19 protein-coding genes and 1 pseudogene are annotated in these 17,956 nt (G+C 75.4%); 16 read left to right on the forward strand and 4 right to left on the reverse strand.

Annotated features, from left to right (window positions below; translation table 11 throughout):
* Positions 1–359: 359 nt before the first annotated feature.
* On the forward strand, positions 360–2,459 hold the full coding sequence (locus QC029_RS15225) for a SpoIIE family protein phosphatase (protein ID WP_279556189.1): 2,100 nt from the start codon (positions 360–362) through the stop codon (positions 2,457–2,459).
* Positions 2,460–2,519: 60 nt separating this feature from the next.
* Here QC029_RS15225 and QC029_RS15230 read toward each other — a convergent pair whose 3' ends face one another.
* On the reverse strand, positions 2,520–2,936 hold the full coding sequence (locus QC029_RS15230) for an anti-sigma regulatory factor (RefSeq protein ID WP_279556190.1): 417 nt from the start codon (positions 2,934–2,936) through the stop codon (positions 2,520–2,522).
* Between the two features lie 284 nt (positions 2,937–3,220).
* Between QC029_RS15230 and QC029_RS15235 the strand changes: the two genes are divergently transcribed.
* Together QC029_RS15235 and QC029_RS15240 are read left to right on the forward strand one after the other, a co-directional pair.
* Positions 3,221–3,862, forward strand: a complete 642-nt coding sequence (locus QC029_RS15235; protein WP_279556191.1) for a helix-turn-helix domain-containing protein — start codon at positions 3,221–3,223, stop codon at positions 3,860–3,862.
* 123 nt (positions 3,863–3,985) lie between these two features.
* Positions 3,986–4,696 carry an SRPBCC domain-containing protein gene (locus tag QC029_RS15240; RefSeq protein WP_279556192.1) on the forward strand — a complete coding sequence of 237 codons (711 nt, stop codon included), beginning with the start codon at positions 3,986–3,988 and terminating at the stop codon, positions 4,694–4,696.
* Positions 4,697–4,780: 84 nt separating this feature from the next.
* On the opposite strand, the gene QC029_RS15245 is transcribed toward QC029_RS15240, so the two are convergent.
* Positions 4,781–5,647 carry a hypothetical protein gene (locus tag QC029_RS15245; protein WP_279556193.1) on the reverse strand — a complete coding sequence of 289 codons (867 nt, stop codon included), beginning with the start codon at positions 5,645–5,647 and terminating at the stop codon, positions 4,781–4,783.
* A gap of 302 nt (positions 5,648–5,949) precedes the next feature.
* Here QC029_RS15245 and QC029_RS15250 point away from each other — a divergent pair, with 302 nt between their 5' ends.
* From QC029_RS15250 to QC029_RS15260, 3 genes are all read left to right on the forward strand, one after another.
* A complete protein-coding gene (locus QC029_RS15250) occupies positions 5,950–6,939 on the forward strand; it encodes a Ppx/GppA family phosphatase (protein ID WP_279556194.1) in 990 nt (329 codons plus the stop codon).
* 120 nt (positions 6,940–7,059) lie between these two features.
* Positions 7,060–7,431 (forward strand): STAS domain-containing protein, encoded by a 372-nt coding sequence (locus QC029_RS15255; RefSeq protein ID WP_279556195.1) that lies wholly within the window; start codon positions 7,060–7,062, stop codon positions 7,429–7,431.
* A 184-nt stretch (positions 7,432–7,615) separates the two neighbouring features.
* Positions 7,616–7,792 carry a hypothetical protein gene (locus QC029_RS15260; protein WP_279556196.1) on the forward strand — a complete coding sequence of 59 codons (177 nt, stop codon included), beginning with the start codon at positions 7,616–7,618 and terminating at the stop codon, positions 7,790–7,792.
* Between the two features lie 288 nt (positions 7,793–8,080).
* On the opposite strand, the gene QC029_RS15265 is transcribed toward QC029_RS15260, so the two are convergent.
* Positions 8,081–8,503, reverse strand: a complete 423-nt coding sequence (locus QC029_RS15265) for an arsenate reductase ArsC (RefSeq protein WP_279556197.1) — start codon at positions 8,501–8,503, stop codon at positions 8,081–8,083.
* Between the two features lie 70 nt (positions 8,504–8,573).
* Between QC029_RS15265 and QC029_RS15270 the strand changes: the two genes are divergently transcribed.
* The 6 genes and pseudogenes from QC029_RS15270 (at position 8,574) to QC029_RS15295 (ending at position 13,204) form a co-directional block, all read left to right on the forward strand.
* Positions 8,574–8,888, forward strand: a complete 315-nt coding sequence (locus QC029_RS15270; protein ID WP_279556198.1) for a helix-turn-helix transcriptional regulator — start codon at positions 8,574–8,576, stop codon at positions 8,886–8,888.
* Positions 8,885–9,988, forward strand: coding sequence for an ACR3 family arsenite efflux transporter (arsB, locus tag QC029_RS15275; protein WP_279556199.1), 1,104 nt, complete (start codon positions 8,885–8,887; stop codon positions 9,986–9,988). The genes QC029_RS15270 and arsB overlap by 4 nt, the downstream gene beginning before the upstream one ends.
* Positions 9,985–11,050: pseudogene (locus QC029_RS15280) on the forward strand (ArsO family NAD(P)H-dependent flavin-containing monooxygenase). Before arsB ends, QC029_RS15280 begins: the two are co-directional and overlap by 4 nt.
* 138 nt (positions 11,051–11,188) lie before the next feature.
* Positions 11,189–11,533, forward strand: a complete 345-nt coding sequence (locus tag QC029_RS15285) for an STAS domain-containing protein (RefSeq protein WP_279556200.1) — start codon at positions 11,189–11,191, stop codon at positions 11,531–11,533.
* 404 nt (positions 11,534–11,937) lie between these two features.
* On the forward strand, positions 11,938–12,435 hold the full coding sequence (locus QC029_RS15290; protein ID WP_279556201.1) for a hypothetical protein: 498 nt from the start codon (positions 11,938–11,940) through the stop codon (positions 12,433–12,435).
* A 154-nt stretch (positions 12,436–12,589) separates the two neighbouring features.
* On the forward strand, positions 12,590–13,204 hold the full coding sequence (locus tag QC029_RS15295; protein ID WP_279556202.1) for a GNAT family N-acetyltransferase: 615 nt from the start codon (positions 12,590–12,592) through the stop codon (positions 13,202–13,204).
* A 179-nt stretch (positions 13,205–13,383) separates the two neighbouring features.
* Here QC029_RS15295 and QC029_RS15300 read toward each other — a convergent pair whose 3' ends face one another.
* Positions 13,384–13,773, reverse strand: a complete 390-nt coding sequence (locus QC029_RS15300) for a RidA family protein (protein ID WP_279556203.1) — start codon at positions 13,771–13,773, stop codon at positions 13,384–13,386.
* Positions 13,774–13,966: 193 nt separating this feature from the next.
* On the opposite strand from QC029_RS15300, the gene QC029_RS15305 reads away from it, so the two are divergent.
* The 4 genes from QC029_RS15305 (at position 13,967) to QC029_RS15320 (ending at position 17,769) form a co-directional block, all read left to right on the forward strand.
* Positions 13,967–15,421, forward strand: a complete 1,455-nt coding sequence (locus QC029_RS15305) for an FAD-dependent oxidoreductase (protein ID WP_336621591.1) — start codon at positions 13,967–13,969, stop codon at positions 15,419–15,421.
* 354 nt (positions 15,422–15,775) lie between these two features.
* Positions 15,776–16,696: an ATP-binding protein gene (locus QC029_RS15310; protein ID WP_279556205.1), complete on the forward strand. Its 921-nt coding sequence runs from the start codon at positions 15,776–15,778 to the stop codon at positions 16,694–16,696.
* Positions 16,693–17,211, forward strand: a complete 519-nt coding sequence (locus tag QC029_RS15315; protein WP_279556206.1) for a hypothetical protein — start codon at positions 16,693–16,695, stop codon at positions 17,209–17,211. The genes QC029_RS15310 and QC029_RS15315 overlap by 4 nt, the downstream gene beginning before the upstream one ends.
* Positions 17,212–17,289: 78 nt before the next feature.
* Positions 17,290–17,769: a single-stranded DNA-binding protein gene (locus tag QC029_RS15320; protein WP_279556207.1), complete on the forward strand. Its 480-nt coding sequence runs from the start codon at positions 17,290–17,292 to the stop codon at positions 17,767–17,769.
* The last annotated feature ends 187 nt before the right edge of the window (positions 17,770–17,956 follow it).

The following is a 17,956-nucleotide window of genomic DNA, read 5'->3' on the forward strand; positions in this document are numbered from 1 at the left end:
GGCGCGGCGCGGGCCGCCGTACGCCGTGGGCGGGACCGGCCGCGGGGCGCGGGGCCGGGTCGATGGGCGCCCGGCCCCGCCGCCCGGCCGCCCGGCCGCCGGTACGCGTCACCTCGCGCGGCCCACCGGGCACCCCGCCGGCGCGGAACCCGCGGACGGGGTGCGCCGTGGCGCCCGCGCGGCGAACGGCGGCACCCGCGACGCCGCCCCGGCGGAGTGCGGTGGTTTGCGACAGGTTGCAGACGTTTACAGCGGTTTGCAGCGTTTTGCGGAGGGTCGTGACAGGTTGCGACGCGGGCGGCGCGGCTGTCTCATGGGAGGGATGCCGCTGTCGCGCTGTTCGCAGCCGTGGGAGGCGTATGACCGGTCGTGGTGGCCAGCTCGGAGCCGGATCGGCGGCCTGGGGACAGCCCGCCGAGCTGGTGCTGGACGCCGCCCGCACGGTGGTGGCCTGCACACGGCCCGCGCTGGAACTCCTGGGCGGCTCGGCCGGGGGGCTGCGCGGACGCGACCTGGGCGGCCTCTTCGAGGACCCGGAGGTGTGGGAGAGGCTGGTCCGGGAGGCGGAACGCGGCCGGCACGGCAGCGGACGCGCGCTGCTGCGCCGCCCCGGCGGCGGCAGGGTCGACACGGACGTGATCGTCTCCTCGCTCCTGGAGGGGGACGGGGCGCGCTTCCTGGTGTCGCTGGTGCCCGTGGAGGGCGCCGAGTTCGAGGACGAGCTGGGGCTGCGGGTGGTCCTGTCCGGCGGCGGGCTGCTGGTGTCCAGCCCGCGCGCGCAGCAGCGGCTGGACCTGCTGCGGGCGGCGGCCGAGCGCATCGGCGGCTCGCTGGAGGTGGTCAGCAACGCCGAGGAGCTGGTCGGCCTGCTGGTACCGGCCTTCGCCGACCTGGGGGCGGTCGACCTCACCGACGCGGTGCTGGCCGGGGAGGAGCCGGGGGAGTTCACCACCGACACGCCGCTGCGCCGCGTCGCGCTGGCCACCGCGCGCGGCGCCTGGCCCGAGGAGGTCTACGGCCTCGGGGAGACGTTCTCGGTCGGAGAGGTCGAACAGGAGCACCTGTGCCGGGGAGCGGCCGGGATCATGCCGGACCTGAACGGCCTGCGGGCGGCGTCGGCCGGGGATCCGCGGCTGTCCCGGCTGATCCTGCCGGACGCCGCCACCTCGCTCCTGGTCCTCCCGCTGCGGGCGCGCGGAGCCGTGCTGGGGGCCGTACCGCTGTGGCGGACCGGGGAGCGGGCCCCGTTCGACCGGTCCGACGCGGCCCTGGCCGAGGAGATCGGCTCCCGGCTGGCCCTGGGCCTGGACAACGCCCGCCGGTACACCCGGGAGCGGCGCACGGCCGAGGCCCTGCAGCGCAGCCTGCTGCCGCCCCCGGTGGTGCGCCTGACCGCGGCGGAGACCTCGGGGATGTACGCGCCGGCCAGCACCGCCGCCGGAACCGGCGGCAGCTGGTACGACGTGATCCGGCTGTCCGGCGTCCGGGTGGCCTTCGTGGTGGGCAGGGTCGCCGGGCACGGGATCAACGCCGCAGGCGCCATGGGGCGCCTGCGGTCGGCGGTGCAGACCCTGGCCGACCTGGACCCGCCGCCCGACGAGCTGCTGAGCCATCTGGACGACCTGGTGCTCCGGCTGGGCGAGACCGAGAGGAACCAGGGGTCGGCGGCCTTCTCCCTGCACGGGGCCACCTGTCTGTACGCCGTCTACGACCCGGTCGCCGGCCGGTGCCTGATGGCCAGCGCGGGCCACCCGGCCCCCGTGCTGGCCGGACGGCGGGACCGTACCGCGGAGGAGGTGAAGCTCCGGCCCGGGCCGCCGCTGGGAACCGGGGCGGAGCCCTTCGAAGCGGTGGAGCTCGACCTGCGGCCGGGGGACGTGCTCGCGTTCCACAGCGGCGCCCTCGCCGAGCGGCCGGAGGAGGCGGGACGGGACCTGGAGCGGGTGTGCGAGAGCGTCCGGGCCGCCGCGGGCGACGACCGGCCGCTGTCCGGGGCCGGGGAGCGCCTCATGGCCGGCCTCCGGGGCGCGGCGCGGAGTGAGGACCTCGCGCTGCTCCTGGCCCGCGTGGGCCGGGTGCGGCCCCAGGACACGGCCTTCTGGCAGCTGCCCGCCGATCCCGGCGTCGTCGCGCACACCCGCGCCCTGGTCTCCGGGCAGCTGGCGGAGTGGGGGCTGGAGGAGCTGGGCTTCGGCACCGAACTCGTGGTCAGCGAGCTGGTCACCAACGCCATCCGCCACGCGGGCGGCCCCATCGGGCTGAGGCTGACCAGGGACCGGCGCCTGGTGTGCGAGGTCACCGACCCCAGCCAGTCACAGCCCTACATGCGGCGTGCCCGGCTCTCCGACGAGGGAGGCCGCGGCCTGTTCCTGGTGGCGCAGCTCACCCACCGCTGGGGCAGCCGCTACACCCCCGGCGGCAAGACCATCTGGACCGAGCAGCTCCTCGAGGCGCCCTGACGGCACCGCCCGGACCGCGTCGCCCGGACCGCGGGGCCGGCCCCCGGGGAAGCGCGGGGCTCAGGCGGAGGGCCGGCCGGGCGGGCGGAAGCAGGCGGTGACGGTCTTCCCGTCCGTGCAGGGGCGGGCCTCCCACTCGTCGGCCAGGGCGTCCACCAGGAACATGCCGCGACCGGAGGTGCGCTCGGTGCTGGGGGAGCGGGGCGCGGGCAGGTCGCCGGAGGAGTCGTGCACGCTCACGTGCAGACACCGGTTGTCCCACACCAGCACCAGCTGCGCGGTGCTGCGCGCGTGCACGTGCGCGTTGGTCACCAGCTCCGAGACGGTCAGCAGCACCGCGTCCACCGTCTCGGGGGCCGATTCCGTCCAGCCCAGCGACTCCAGGTGCCCGCGCGCCCACTCCCGTGCCGTCTTCACCCCGCTGGCCACCGGCAGCGACCGCGCCCACCCCACAGCACGTACCGACGACTCGCACACGACGGTTCACCTCTCCCTGTCCGTTGTCCGCCGTCTACCCCCGGTGGGCCGAAGCAATGACCGCGACGCCCCGGAAGCGGCGCCGTCCAGGAGGCGGGCGTCCGCACGGGGACGGCTCCCGCCCCGTCGTGCCGCTCGGCCCGCCCCGCCCCGCCCCTCCGTCCGGAGCGCTCGCGTTCCTCGGGCGCCGCGCGGCATGCCGGTGACCGGCGCCGGCCGGCCCGTCTCCCCCCGACAAGAAAAGAGTTCTGGACAAAAAAAGTTTTCGGTGGGAGGGTGGGGCCATGTTGGACGTGACCGTGATCGAGGACGCGGCGGCGGCGGCGGTTTCGCTGGACCCGACGCGCGCCGGACTGCTGGCGGAACTGGTGGGCGAGCCCGCGTCGGCCGCGATGCTGGCCGAACGGGTCGGCCTGCCCCGCCAGAAGGTCAACTACCACCTCAAGGCCCTGGAGCGGCACGGCCTGGTCGAGCTGGTGGGCGAGCGCCGCAAGGGCAACGTCACCGAGCGGCTGATGCGCGCCACCGCCGCCTCGTACGTCATCTCGCCGCTCGCCCTGGCCTCCGTGGAGCCCGACCCGGGCCGGTTCCGCGACCAGCTGTCGGCGCGCTGGCTGCTGGCGCTGGCCGCCCGTCTGGTGCGCGACGTCGGCACCCTCATCACCGGCGCCGCCCGGGCGCGCAAGCGGCTGGCCACCTACGCGCTGGACGGGGAGGTGCGGTTCGCCGACGCCGCGGCCAGGGCCGCGTTCGTCGAGGAGCTGACGCGCGGCGTCAGCGCGCTGATCGCCAAGTACCACGACGCCGACGCCGAGGGCGGCCGGGACCACCGGATCGTCGTCGCGCTCCACCCGGCCGTCAAGGCGGACTCCGGACCCGCAACCCGCACCGCCCCGGAGCCGGGGGCCGTCGGGGAGCGGTCCTGAGGAGGCCCGCCGGCGGGTCCCCGGCCGGCCCGGGAGCCGGCCGCGCCCACCCCGTGCGCACCACGCACCACACACCACGCACCGAGAACCGCTGAACGAGGAACGAGGAACGAGGAACCGATCATGGGCAAGGAATTCGAGGTCGTCCGGGAGTTCGAGACCGACGCGAGCCCCGAGGAGGTCTGGGCCGCGATCACCACCGGCACCTCCGGCTGGCTGTGGCCGACGGAGTACGAGCCGGGGGAGGGCGGCCCCGTCACCGTGTGGGACCCGCCCCGCCGGCTGACCAGCCGCGAGGAGTTCCCCGAGGGCGCCGGCCCGCAGCTGCTCAACCGGCTCGACCAGCGGATCGAGCCGCGCGCGGGCGGCGGTTCGTGGGTGCGGTACGTCCACAGCGGCGTCTTCGTCGACGACTGGGACGACCAGTACGACGGCATCGGCAAGCACACCGACTTCTACCTCCACACCCTCCGGCAGTACCTGGAGCACTTCACCGGCCGGCAGGCGGCCTTCACCTCCCTCGACGCGCCGGCCGCGTCCGCCGCGCCCGGCGCGCTGGAGACGGTCACCCGCGCCCTGGGAGTCCCCGACGGGGCCGCCGAGGGCGACACGGTGCGGATCGAGGTGCCGGGGACCGGTCCGGCGGACGCGGTCGTGGACTTCCGCAACGCCTACTTCCTCGGGCTGCGCACCGGCGACGCGATGTACCGGATCTTCGGCAGGAACCACTTCGGCGCGCCGGTCGGCGTCAGCGTCCACGACTTCGCGCCCGGCGCGGACCCCGAGCGGACCGAGGGCGCCTGGCAGGACCGGCTGGCCGGCCTCTTCGCCTGACCCGGCGCCCGGCACCCGGCAGGCCCGGGACCGCGCGGCGAGCGCTCCGGTCCCGGGCCTGCCGGGTGCCGCCGGCGGGGCGGGTCAGCCGAGGTTCTTCCGCATCACGTCCCACTCGGTGTCGCACAGCCCGCAGTCGGGGCCGGTGAACTGCGCCCCGCTCGCCGGGTCGTCCTTGAGCCGCCACTTCAGCCAGTGCGCGCCGACCCGGCCGAACTCGCCGCCGTTCGGCTCGGAGAAGGTGCCGAAGTGCCCGACGTCCAGGTTGCCCATGAACGCGGGCAGGCCGGCCGGCAGCTTCCTCCAGTCGTCCATCGCGTTCCCGTGGGCGATGTCGCCGGGGCCGCCGATGAAGTAGGCGATCGGGGCGTGCAGGCGCCGCAGCAGATGGTCGTTCGCGTCGCCGAGCAGACCGCTGTTCCACAGGACCGTGGTGGTGATCCGCGGGTCGTCGGCCACCTCGTAGGTCTCGATGCCGCCGCAGGACTGGCCCATCACGGCGATCCTGGACGTGTCGATCCTGCCGCGGTACTTGCTGCCGAGGCGGGAGTTCTCCGCGACGGCCCAGTCGATGGACTCGGTGAGCATGGCGGAAGTGGTCGAACCGGAACCGCCCGGCCGGCCGTTCGCGATGACCAGGAAGCCGTGCGAGGCCCACTCGGTCAGGACGTTCTCGAACCAGGTGCCGTCCGCGCGGCAGGCCCCGTTGCCCCACGCGACGATGGGCAGCCTGACGCCCGGGGGGAGGGAGTCGGGCCGGTAGACGGTGTGGTTCCGCAACCGCAGGGTGGTCTCGTGACCGGCGGGGTAGGGGCCGGAGCCGCCCTGGGCGGACGGCCGGGAAGCGGATCCGGGCCCGGCCGCCGCGCCGACCGTGCCGGCGGCCGTCGTGGTCAGCGTCCCGGCCAGTACGAGGGCGAGGACACCGAGCATCGCACTGCGCAGTCGCATGGGCTTCTCCATGGTTCCGAAGGCGGGGTGGTGCGCCGTGGACCGGAACCCTGTCGCACGGAGCCCTCCCGCTGCCAGGGGTGTCGCGCGGAACAGGCGGAATCGCCGATGGCGGGCGGGACCGGGGCCGGTGGTTCCCCCGACGGGCGCGCGGCCCCGCGCGGTGACGCCACCGGTGGTGCGCCCGGACCGGCGCGGAGCCGGAACCGGGGGCGCGTCCGGTGGCGGTGCGGGTGGCCGATAGGGAGCGGGGCGTGCGGGCCGGTGGCATGACGTGCGGCGGTAAGGGGCACGAGCCACGCATGCGGCTGGCGGTTGTGGATGTGGGATCCAAGACGGTGAGACTCGTGGTGGCCGACTGCGGCGGCGACATACCGCTGCCGGTGCACACGGCCAAGCGGCGGCTCCGGCTGGCCGAACTCGTCGAGCCGGACGGACGGCTTGGCGAGCGGGCGGTGGACGACGTGGTGGCCGCGGTCGCCGAGGTGAGGGACGAGTCGGCTCGCTGGGGAGTGGAGCGGCCCTTCGCCTTCGCCACCGCGATCATCCGGGAGGCTCCCAACCGCCACCAGGTCCTGGAGGCCGTCCACGGCGGCACCGGAGTGCCCCTGTACGTCATGTCGGGCGTGACGGAGGGCGAGTTGACGTTCCTGGCGGCCCGTCAGTGGATGGGCTGGCGGGCCGGTCCGATGGTGCTGCTGGACATCGGCGGCGGCTCGCTGGAGGTCGCCTTCGGCCGGGACAGGACACCCGGCTTCACGGCCTCGCTCCCGCTGGGCGCGGGACGGATGACGCGCGAGTACTTCGCGGAGGCGGACCCTCCGCCGGCCGCCGCGATCAGGGAACTGCGGCGCCGGGTACGCCACGAGCTGCGGGACGTGGCGGTCCGGATCCACTGGGAGCGTCCCCGTACCGCCGTGGCGACCTCGCGCACGTTCCAGCAGCTGGCCCGCCTGTGCGGGGCCCCTCCCGGGAAGCGGGGGCCCTTCGTCACGCGCCGCATCGAGCGCAGGGACCTCAAGGCGGCGGTGGAGAGGCTCGCCTCCCTGCCCGCGGCCGCCCGTGCGGAGCTGCCCGGGATCTCCGCCGCCCGCGCCCGGCAGTCCCTGGCGGGCGCCGTGATCGCGCACACGGCCATGAAGTGCATGGAGATCGAGACCGTCACGCTCTCACCGTGGGCGCTGCGCGAGGGCGTCATGCTCAAGCAGCTCCAGGAGCAGATGCCGTTGTGGTGCGAGACCTCGGCGGGGACGTACCGGGCGGATCCGCCGTCCGTGGTACCGGCGTCGTGACGGCCCCGTCCGCCGCCCCGCCGCCCCGCCCCGCGTGTCCGCCCCCGTCCGGCGGGAACTGACGCCGCGTCGGCCGGGGGAGCGGCCCGGAGCGGAACGGAAGTAGGGGATAGTTGTCCCATGACACGTCACGATGCTGTGCGGGAGGGCCGACCGGCGCCGGTGGTCGCGGCGTCGGAGGAGCGCGGCCCGCTGTGGTGCATCGTGCTGCGCGGCCGCATCGACGCCGACACCGTCGGGCCCTTCCGTTCGGCGGTCCAGGAGGCGCTGCGGTCGCATCCGGGGCCGGTGGCCGTGGACACCGCCGCCGTGGAGTTCTGCGACTCCCAGACCCTCAGCCTGCTGCTGCGACTGGCCTCCGAGCGCCCGCTGGCGATCGTGGCGCCCTCCCCCCACCTCGCCCGGATGATCGAGATCACCGGTACCGGCGAGATCCTGCCGGTCTTCCCCACCCATGAGGAGGCCCGCTCCCACCTGGCCGCCGCGGGCTGATCCTCCCGCCCCGTGTACGGCCGGACGGCCCGTCGGCCCGGCCGTCCGCTCCTGCCGGCCGGGCCGCGGCCGGCCCACCGGGCGGCCGGTGCCGCGGAGTTCGGCGTGCGGGAGCCGGGCGGGATGGTGTCCGGGCGGGCGTACGGGGCAGACGGTTCGCACCGTACGAGGAAAGGGAGAGCCCATGCTCGGCATAGCGGCGGCAGTGCTGTTCTTCATCGCGTTCCTGATCAACGCCGCGGAACTGGCGGTGAACGACGTCTTCTCGTCGACCAACCTCATGCTCCTCGGGCTGGGGCTGCTGGCCCTGCACGTGGCGGGCGTCGGCAGCGGCTGGGCCGCCCGGGGCCGCAGAGGCTGACGGATCGCACGGGGGTCCGGCCCTCCCCGGGGCGGCCTCCACGGCCGTCTCGGAGCGCGGCGGCGGTGGCGGCCCGGTCGGTGCCGGCGGCGTCGGTCACCGTCTTGGTCCCGCCGGCCGGGTCGGCGGCGGAGATGCCGTCGCGGAGGCCGGAGATGCCGTCTCGCGGAGGCCGGAGAAGCCCTTCGCCTCGGCCGTGTTCATCGGCGTTCATCGGCGTTCATCGGCGCGCTGCCGGCCCGGAGCCGATGACGGCCACGTCGCGGACGCCGGCGCCTGCCGCGGTGCTCACGCCTGCGCCCGGGCGGCCTCGGCGTCGATCTCGGCGACCAGGGCCTCGATCCGCCTGCGGATCTCGTCGCGGATGGGGCGGACGGCCGCCAGGCCCTGTCCGGCCGGGTCCTCCAGCTCCCAGTCGAGGTAGCGCTTGCCGGGGAAGACCGGGCAGGTGTCGCCGCAGCCCATGGTGATCACCACGTCGGAGGCCTGGACGGCCTCGACGGTCAGCACCTTGGGCACCTCGGCCGACATGTCGACGCCGGCCTCCCGCATCGCCTCGACGGCGGCGGGGTTGACCCGGTCGGCCGGGGCGGAGCCGGCGGAGCGGACCTCGATCCGGTCGCCGGCGAGGTGGGTCAGCCATGCGGCGGCCATCTGGGAGCGGCCGGCGTTGTGGACGCAGACGAACAGCACGGACGGCTTCTCGGGCATGAGGGCTCTCTCTCGTCTCATGGCGGGGCCGGGGTGGCATCACCTCCGGCTGATGTGACAGTATCAGCCCATGCTGATGTCAGTCGATACTGACCTGATCCGGGTGCTCGCCGATCCGCTCAGGATGCGCATCGTGACCCTGCTGGCCACCGAGACCCTCTGCACCACCCACCTGGTGGCCGAGACCGGGGCGAAGCAGACCAACCTCTCCAACCACCTGCGCGTCCTGCGCGAGGCCGGGGTCGTGGAGACCGAGCCGTGCGGCCGGTACACCTACTACCGGCTGCGCCCGGACGTCATCGAGTGTCTCGGCCGCTCCTTCACCGAGCTGGCCCGCACCGCCCGCACCACCCGAGCCGCCGAGACGAAGAGGGCCTGCCCGTGACCACCGCCGAAGAGACCACCAGACCAGCGGGTCCCTCCGAGGGCGGCGGCATCGTCGCCGGGCTCTCGACCCTCGACCGCTTCCTGGCGGTGTGGATCCTGCTCGCCATGGCCGCCGGCCTGGGCCTGGGACGGATGATCCCCGGCCTGAACGGCGTCCTGAGCAGGATCGAGGTCGGCGGCATCTCCCTGCCCATCGCGCTGGGTCTGCTGGTCATGATGTACCCGGTGCTCGCCAAGGTCCGCTACGACCGCCTCGACGCCGTCACCGGCGACCGCAGGCTCCTGGTCTCCTCCCTGGTGATCAACTGGCTGGTCGGGCCCGCGGTGATGTTCGCCCTGGCCTGGATCTTCCTGCCCGACCTGCCCGAGTACCGCACCGGACTGATCATCGTCGGGCTGGCCCGCTGCATTGCCATGGTCATCATCTGGAACGACCTGGCCTGCGGCGACCGCGAGGCCGCCGCCGTCCTGGTCGCCCTCAACTCGGTCTTCCAGGTCCTCGCCTTCGGCCTGCTCGGCTGGTTCTACCTCGACCTGCTGCCCGGCTGGCTCGGCCTGGGCGACGGCGCGGCCCTGGACATCTCCATGTGGGAGATCGCCGTCAACGTCGTCATCTTCCTCGGCATCCCGCTGCTGGCCGGCTTCCTCACCCGCCGCATCGGCGAGCGGAGGATGGGCCGCGAGGACTACGAGGAGCGCTTCCTGCCGAGGATCGGCCCCTGGGCGCTGTACGGGCTGCTGTTCACCATCGTCGTCCTCTTCGCCCTCCAGGGCAGGACGATCACCTCCCAGCCGTGGGACGTCGCCCGCATCGCCCTGCCGCTGCTGGTCTACTTCGCGGTCATGTTCTTCGGCGCCTTCGCCCTGGGCAAGGCCATCGGCCTGGCCTACGAGCGCACCACCACCCTGGCCTTCACGGCCGCGGGCAACAACTTCGAACTGGCCATCGCCGTCGCCATCGCCACCTTCGGCGTCACCTCCGGCCAGGCGCTCTCCGGCGTCGTCGGCCCGCTCATCGAGGTCCCCGTCCTCATCGCGCTGGTCTACGTCGCCCTCGCCTGGCGCGGGAAGTTCACGGCGGCACAGCCGGGGTCGTGACGCAGCGCACGGACGTGGTGGTGATCGGCGGCGGCCAGGCCGGGCTCGCCGCCGGCCACCACCTGCGCCGCCGGAATCCGGACTTCGTGGTCCTCGACGCCCAGGAGCACCCCGGCGGCGCCCGGCGCCACATGTGGGACTCCCCGCGCCCGTTCTCCCCGGCCGCCCACTCCTCGCTGCCGGGACGGCCCATCCCGGCCGTCCCGGCGAGGAGCACCCCGGCGCACACGACGTGGTGGAGTACCCGGCCGCCTACGAGCGACGCTACGACCCGCCCGTGCAGCGCCCCGTCCGCGTCCGCGCCGTGCACCGCGACGGGGAGCGGCTGCGCGTGGAGACCGGCTCCGGCACCCGGCGGGCGAAGGCCGTGATCAGCGCCACCGGCACCTGGTGGCGGCCCTTCCTCCCGGCCGTCCCCGGACGGGAGGCGTTCCGGGGCGAGCAGTCGCACGCCACCGGCTACCGTAGTCCCGAACGGTTCGCCGGCCGGCGCGTCATCGTGGTCGGCGGCGGCGACTCCGGGGCCCGGAGCGCCGCCGACCTCGCCCTCCACGGCGGCGTCGACCTCACCTGGGCGACCCGGCGCCCGCCGCGCCTCCTGCCCGACCACATCGACGGCCGCGCGCTCTTCGACGTCGCCACCGCCCGCCGCCGGGCCCTGGAGGCCGGTCCCACCGACACCGGCGGTGCGGCCTCCCTCGGCGACATCGTCGCCGTGCCGCCCGTCCGCGGAGCCAGGGACGCCGGGCTGCTCAAGGCGTCACCGATGTTCGCCCGCCTCACCGCCGACGGTGCCGCCCGGGCCGACGGCACGACGGCCGGTGCGGACGCCGTCACCCGGTGCACCGGCTTCCGGCCCGCGCTCGGCCACCTCGCGCCCCTGCGGCTGCGCACCTCTCGCGGCCGCATCCGCACCGAGGGCACGCGGGCCCTGGACGAGCCGCGCCCGCACCTGCTCGGCCACGGCGACCGGACCGGACCGGACCGACCTCGGCCACCCCCGTCGGCGTCGGCCGCCCCGCCCGCGACGCCGCCGCCGGGATCGCCGCGCCGGTCCCGTGACCCACCGCCCGGGCCGGTGCCCGCGGCCGGGACTGCGAGGGCGGGGACGAGGGCGGAGGCGGGGGTGGTGGGACGCTGGAGGAAGAGGACGAACAGGAGCGCACAACCACCGCGGGCCGTCATGCCGAGGAGGCCGCCGTGACTTCCGAGCCCCACCCCACCGCACGAACACCCCGGCCGACCCTGACGATCACCGAGGCCGGCCGCCGCCGCGCCGTGCTCACCTTCTCCGGCCGGCTGGACGCCGGAACGCTCGGCGAGCTGGAGGAGCGGCTCGTGGATCCGCGGCTGCTCGGCGCCCGCGAGGTGGTGCTGGAGATGGGCGAACTCGACCACCTGGACCTGGCGAGCGCCTACGCCCTGCTCCGCGTGGCCACCGGACGGCCGGAGGGCGCCGGGCTCACCGTCCGCGGAGCCAACCGCGCCGTGCAGCGGACCCTGCGCCACGCCGGCATGGACGCGGTCGCGGTGATCGAGGAGTGACGGCGGGCGGGCGCCCCGGGGGCCGTTCCCACCGCTCCCCGCCGCTCCCCGCCGCCGTCCCGCAGGCGGCCCAGGGTGCGGGTCCGCGCACACCACCGGAGTCCCGCCGCCGGGCCCGGCCCACCCCACCCGTGAGACCGCGACCGGCGGGCGCGCCCTGCCCCGTGCCGACCTTTACGGAGCCCTCGTGGGAGCGCTACCGTCGGCCTCGCCGTATCCGCCCGAGGCCGCCTGCTGGAGTGCCCATGCGCCGAACCGTGCTCGCAGCGGTTCTGTTGTCCTTATCCCTCTCACCGCTCGCCGGATGCAGCGCGGGCGGCGAGCCCGCCCCGCCGGCCGCCTCCGGACCCTCCGCCCCGGGCACCGCCGGACCGTCCGATCCGGCACCGGCCGGGCCGACGCCGGTGCCGACGGGGAAGACCTTCGCCTGGCCGGACGGCCTCGAGGCGACGGCGACCGTCCTGGGACGCCTGCGCGCGGCGGACCGCACGGACGTGCGGGACGGCGTGGTGGACGAGGCGCGACTGGCCGAGGCGCGCGAGAAGCTGCTGGGGGAGCGCAGCGAGCCGCTGGGTCTGCGGGTGGAGCTGACCAACACCGGTGACGCCCCCGTCGACCTGGACGCGGTGCGGCTCCAGTGGGTGGGGGTCGAGGTGGGCGGCATGGCCGGGAAGGCCGCCGACGACGGCGGGTTCAAGGGCGAACTGGCCCCCGGCGAGAGCGCGACGGAGCTGAGCGCCTGGGCCGTGCCCGACATCGTGGCCGTCGGCTACCAGGTGCTCGTGTGGCCCCGGGGCCCCCAGAAGGGGGTGGCCGCGCAGTTCTCCGGCGCCGTGCCGGGCGCGTCCGTCCGCCCGCCGGAGGGCGGGGGGCACGACCACTCCGGTCACGGCGACCACTGACGCCGCCGCGCGCCGGCCGCCGTCGCCGCCCGGCGGTACCCGCGTCGTCGCCGGGGCCGCCGGGAGCGGGTGTGGGAGGATGCGGGCGCGGCGCACGGGCGGGCTCGCGGTGCCCGGCCGCACAGGGGCGAAGCAGGGAGCAGGGAGGGGCTGGATGTTCGCGACACCACTGGACGAGAACACCGGGGACACCGCGGACACCGGAGGCACCGCGGGCGCGCGGGATGCCGCCCGTGCCGAGCTGCGCCCCCTGGAGCCCTGGCAGGCGGAGGAGTTCCTCGCCCACATGGACCGGGCCCGGGCCGGCATCGATCCGTGGATCCCCTTCGCCGCCCGCGCCACCGATCCGGAGTCGGCCAGGGCCCTGCTCCAGGACTACGCGGACCGGCAGGCCGCCGACCGGGGCCGGATCTACGGCATCTGGCTGGAGGGGACGCTGGTCGGCGGGGTCCTCTTCCCCGTCTTCGACGCCGCCTCCGGCAACTGCGAGATCGGCTGCTGGCTGGAGCCGGCCGGACAGGGGCGCGGCCTGGTGACGAAGGCCGCCCGGCGGCTCGTCGACTGGGCGTTCGCCGAGCGCGGGATGCACCGGGTGGAGTGGGTGGTCTCCGCGGGCAACGAGCGCAGCATCGCCGTGGCGAAGCGGCTGGGCATGACCCTCGACGGGGTCCTGCGGCAGAAGTACCCGCACCGCGGGGAGCGCCACGACACCCAGATCTGGTCACTGCTCGCCGCCGAGTGGCGGGGCCCGGCGGCGACGGCGGGCTGAGCCCCGCGGGGCAGGCGCGGTCCACCGGGCCCGGACGCGTGGGCACCGCGGGCGGGCCGGCCCCGCTCCCGGCGGTGCGGTGCCGCCCCGTGAGGACGGCGGCGGGCCGGCGGCGGCCCCCACCGCGCGGCGCGATGCGAGGACCCCGCGCCGCGCCCTCGGGGCCGGCCGAGCGGCGGTCACGCGGTGGGCCGCCGCGCGTACGCCTCGATCTCGATCTTCATACGGGGGTCGGCGAGGCCGCACACGAGCATGGTCGCGGCCGGCCTCGTCCCGCCGAAGGCGCGGCGCAGGACCGGCCAGCAGGGCTCGAAGTCGTCCCGGTCGGGCAGCAGGTACCGCACCCGCACGACGTCCGCGAAGGCGCATCCCGCCTCGGCCAGCGCGGCCCCGATGTTGCGCAGGCACTGCTCGGCCTGCTCCACCACGTCGTCGGAGATCGTCATGGTGGTGTAGTCGAACCCGGTCGTCCCGGACACATGCACCCAGTCGCCGTCGACCACGGCGCGGGCGTAGCCGATCCGCTCCTCGAACGTCGAGCCGCTGAGGATCGCGCGTCGCTCCGTCATGCGGCGAACGCTAGGCCACCGGCGGGGACGCGCTCAACACGGTTGCCGGGAGGGGCCGGCGTCGCCGGAACCGGTTCACCGCGGACGTCCGGGTGTGACATGCTCCGAGGGGCGCCGGGCCCGCGTCACCACGCGCTCGGGCCCGGTGGCGGCCGGGCCTCTCCGCCGGGGACCCACCCGGTGAGCACACGACGTGGACCCGACCGACCGGCGCGGTCGCCCCGGGCCCGGACGGCCGGGCGGGCGATCGCGGGAACGGAGCCGTCCCATGGCCACGACCGCTCGACCCCCGACGGCGTCCACGGGGGCGGACCGGGCCCACGCGGTGGTGATCGGCGCCGGTGTGGCGGGGCTGACGGCGGCCCGCGCGCTCGCCGACGCCTACCGGCGGGTGACCGTCGTCGACCGCGACGCGCTCCCCGCCGGACCGGCCGCCCGCCGCGGCGTACCGCAGAGCCGGCAGCTCCACATCCTGCTCGCCCGCGGCGCGCGGGTGCTGGAGGAACTGTTCCCCGGCTTCCTGGAGGAGCTGCTCGCCGCGGGCGCCACCCGCGCGGACACCCAGGGCGAGGCCCACTGGTACCTCGACGGCCGCCTCCTGCGCCCGGCGCCCTCCGGAGTGATCTCCTACGGCGCGAGCCGCCCCCTGGTCGAGCACCACGTCCGGGCGCGCGTCGCCGCGCTGCCCGGCGTCGGGATCAGGGACTCCACCGAGGTGCTGGGCCTGGTCACCACACCGGATCGCGGGCGGGTCACCGGCGTCAGGGTGCGTCCGCGCGCCGACGGGGCCCGGGAGGAGGTGCTCCCCGCCGGCCTGGTCGTCGACGCCTCGGGCCGGGGGTCGCGGGCCCCGGCCTGGCTGGAGGAGCTGGGGTACGCCCGGCCGCGGCGGACGCGGGTGCGCGCCGACGTCGTCTACGTCACCCGTCACTTCCGGCGTGAACCCCACCACCTCGGCGGCCGGAGAGGCGCCGCGCTGGTGCCCTTCCCGGGCCTGCCGCGGGGCGGGGCCGTCGTCTCGGAACGGGAGGACCGGTTCGCGGTCGTCCTCTTCGGCCTGCTGGGGGAGGAGCCCCCGACCGACCACGCGGGCATGCTGGCCTACGCCGAGAGCCTGCCGGGACCCGATGTGGCCGAGGTGCTGCGCACGGCGGAGCCGCTGAACGACCCGGTGAGGATGCGCCACCCCGCCAGCGTGCGTCACCACTACGAGAAGTCGGCCCGCCGTCTCGACGGGTTCCTGGTCACCGGCGACGCCCTGTGCAGCTTCAACCCCACCTACGGCCAGGGCATGACGGCGGCGGCCCAGCAGGCGGCCGTGCTGCGGGCCCTGCTCGCCGAGGGCGCCGGCGACCTGCCCCGGCGTTTCTTCCGCGCCGCCGCCGGGGTGGTCGGCACCCCGTGGCTGCTGGCCGCCGGCGGCGACCTGCGCTTCCCCGGGGCGGAGGGGAGGCGCGGGCCGGCCGACGGGCTGCTCGACCGGTACCTCACCCGCTACCGCGCGGCGGCGTCCGTCGACCCCGTCCTGGGCAGGACGTTCCTGGCGGTGGCCAACATGGTCGAGCCGCCCGCCCGGCTGATGTCACCCGGCCATGTGCTGCGCGTGCTCCGCGCGGCACGGCGGGCGGAGCCGTCCGGGACACGGTGACGGCGGCCGGTGACGACGGCTGGTGACGGCGGCCGGTGACGGCGGCGCGCGTGCGCGCCCACCGCTCGGGGACGCTTCCCGCGAGTCCGCCGAGGAGTCCCCGTCCCTCGGCGAGGGGGCACGGCGAGGTCTGCGGCCGACGGACCGGTACGGGGGATTTCCAGCGATTTTTCCCAGGTTTCCTGTTGATTTGGTGCGCGTGTGTGACTAGCGTGAGGTTTCAGACAGTTTTCGAACGAAGGTTCGAAATCGAACTTCGGCCGAGCGGGTGTACGTCTCGCCGGGCGGGGACCGCGTCCCGACGCCCCCCGGGCCCACCCCGAACCGCCGTCGGATGCGCCAGAGGAGCATGGCGTGAACACCTTCACCTTCACCCCCGCCACCAAGGAACAGGCCAAGGCCCGCATCGCGCTCACCGGACCCACCGGCTCGGGCAAGACCTACACGGCGCTCGTCACCGGCACCGCGCTCGGCGAGAAGGCCGCCCTCGTCGACACCGAGCACGGCAGCGCCTCCAAGTACGCCGACGAGTTCGCCTTCGACACCCTCCAGCTCACGACGTTCGAGCCCACCGCGCTCATCGACGTACTCGCGGTGGCCGCCCACGACGGCTACGACGTCATGATCGTCGACTCGCTCTCGCACTTCTGGTCCGGCGCCGGGGGGATGCTCGAGCAGGTCGACAACGCCGCGAAGCGCTTCGGGGCGGGCAGCAGCTTCGCCGCCTGGAAGGAGGCCCGCCCCATGGAGCGGGCGATGATCGACGCCCTGCTCGCCTACCCCGGTCACCTCATCGTCACCATGCGCACCAAGACCGAGTACGTCGTGGAGACCGACGACCGCGGGCGCAAGGTGCCGCGCAAGGTCGGGCTCAAGCCCGAGCAGCGCGAGGGCATCGAGTACGAGTTCGACATCGTCGGCGACCTCGACCACGAGAACACCCTGGTGATCTCCAAGTCCCGGGCGAAGCCCCTCTCCGGGCTCGTGATCCGCAAACCGGGTGCGGAGTTCGCCGGATCCGTCCTGGACTGGCTCAACGCCGGCAAGCCCACCCCGGACGCGTCCGACTACCTCGCGACCGCCACCGCCCCGAACACCACCTACGACGAGCTCCGCTCCCTCTACGAGGAGGCGCGGCGGCACAACCTGCTCGCCGCCGCCGTCCTGGACCCGGCCGGGGAGCCGACCACGCTCGGCGACCTCATCGTGCGCCGCGGCACGGAGGCGAAGAGGGAGGCCGGCAAGACGGCCGAGCGGAAGGCCGTGGCGGCATGAACCTCAAGGAGCACGCCACCGAGGTCGCCGTTCTCAAGGTGCTGCGCGACGCGGTGGAGGCCCGGTACCAGGCCACGCGCCGCGAGGTCCTCGAGGAACTGCGCACGGCCCGCGCCGAGTTCGCCCTCAAGTCGATGCGGGTGACCCTGCGGGACGGCACCCCCATCGCCACCATCACGCTCATCGACCCCAGGCCGGCCGTCGTGGTCGCCGACGAGGACGCCTTCACCGCCTGGGTGACCGAGAACCACCCGGAGGAGGTCGAGACGCTCGTCCGGGTGCGCTCCAGCTGGCGAAAGCGGTTCATCACCGAGCTCGCGGCCTGGCCGGGGCCGGTCACCGACCCGTACACCGGCGAGGTGATCCCGGGTCTGGAGGCGGCCCCGGCCCCCGAACCGCGCTCGTTCAGCCTCCGGCCCGTGCCCGGCGGAACGGAACAGGTCGCCCGGGCCTGGCGCACCGGCGAGATCGACCTCCCCCGGCTGCTCGCCCTCGACAGCGGCGAGGCGCGATGACCGGCGGCCGCCGCGCCCCAGCCGACGAAACCGGACAGGCGCGGGTGGGGAACCACCCGTCGCGCGAAAGGACCTCCCATGGCCGGTGAGCCCGTCATCACCGTCGTCGGCAACCTGACCGACGACCCCGACCTCCGCACCACCCCGTCCGGCGACGTGGTCACGCACTTCACCGTCGCCTCCACACCCCGCACCTTCGACCGGCGGAGCAACGAGTGGAGGGACTCCGCCGACACGCTGTTCCTGCGCTGCACGGCCTGGCGGCAGGAGGCCGAGCACGTCGCCGAGTCCCTGGCGCGGGGCACGCGCGTCATCGTCCAGGGGCGGCTGCGCCAGCGGACGTACGAGACCCGCCAGGGCGAGAAGCGGACCGTGGTCGAGTGCGAGGTCGACGAGGTCGGCCCCTCGCTGCGGTTCGCCAGCACCCAGGTCGCCAAGGCCCCGCGCCCGGGCGCCCTCGTCGGCGACCGCTCCGGCGCCGCCCCGTCCGCCGGCGGTCCGTCCGCCCGGGGCGACGGCGAGCGGCAGGGCCACGGGGAGGGCGAACTCCCCTTCTGACCGTTCCGACCGATCCGACCGACCGGACCACCGCGGAGGCCGACCGACATGGCCGTTCCCACCCCGACCGACCCCCTGACGGCCTGGACCCCGCGGGCGGCCGTCGGCCTGGACTGCGCCGGGTGCCACCCCGGGCGCCGTGACGACGCCTCCCCGCTCCGCCCGGACGCTCCGGACACCCCGGCCC

The organism is Streptomyces sp. DH37 (assembly GCF_029813835.1).
GTDB lineage: Bacteria > Actinomycetota > Actinomycetes > Streptomycetales > Streptomycetaceae > Streptomyces.

Bases quoted from the DNA above. Each gene is read 5' to 3' on its own strand.
- QC029_RS15245 (WP_279556193.1), bottom strand. From the start codon at position 5,647: ATGCGACTGCGCAGTGCGATGCTCGGTGTCCTCGCCCTCGTACTGGCC.
- QC029_RS15255 (WP_279556195.1), top strand. From the start codon at position 7,060: ATGACACGTCACGATGCTGTGCGGGAGGGCCGACCGGCGCCGGTGGTC.
- QC029_RS15260 (WP_279556196.1), top strand. From the start codon at position 7,616: ATGCTCGGCATAGCGGCGGCAGTGCTGTTCTTCATCGCGTTCCTGATC.
- QC029_RS15250 (WP_279556194.1), top strand. From the start codon at position 5,950: ATGCGGCTGGCGGTTGTGGATGTGGGATCCAAGACGGTGAGACTCGTG.
- QC029_RS15315 (WP_279556206.1), top strand. From the start codon at position 16,693: ATGAACCTCAAGGAGCACGCCACCGAGGTCGCCGTTCTCAAGGTGCTG.
- QC029_RS15240 (WP_279556192.1), top strand. From the start codon at position 3,986: ATGGGCAAGGAATTCGAGGTCGTCCGGGAGTTCGAGACCGACGCGAGC.
- QC029_RS15265 (WP_279556197.1), bottom strand. From the start codon at position 8,503: ATGCCCGAGAAGCCGTCCGTGCTGTTCGTCTGCGTCCACAACGCCGGC.
- QC029_RS15300 (WP_279556203.1), bottom strand. From the start codon at position 13,773: ATGACGGAGCGACGCGCGATCCTCAGCGGCTCGACGTTCGAGGAGCGG.
- QC029_RS15320 (WP_279556207.1), top strand. From the start codon at position 17,290: ATGGCCGGTGAGCCCGTCATCACCGTCGTCGGCAACCTGACCGACGAC.
- QC029_RS15295 (WP_279556202.1), top strand. From the start codon at position 12,590: ATGTTCGCGACACCACTGGACGAGAACACCGGGGACACCGCGGACACC.
- QC029_RS15225 (WP_279556189.1), top strand. From the start codon at position 360: ATGACCGGTCGTGGTGGCCAGCTCGGAGCCGGATCGGCGGCCTGGGGA.
- QC029_RS15235 (WP_279556191.1), top strand. From the start codon at position 3,221: ATGTTGGACGTGACCGTGATCGAGGACGCGGCGGCGGCGGCGGTTTCG.
- QC029_RS15270 (WP_279556198.1), top strand. From the start codon at position 8,574: ATGCTGATGTCAGTCGATACTGACCTGATCCGGGTGCTCGCCGATCCG.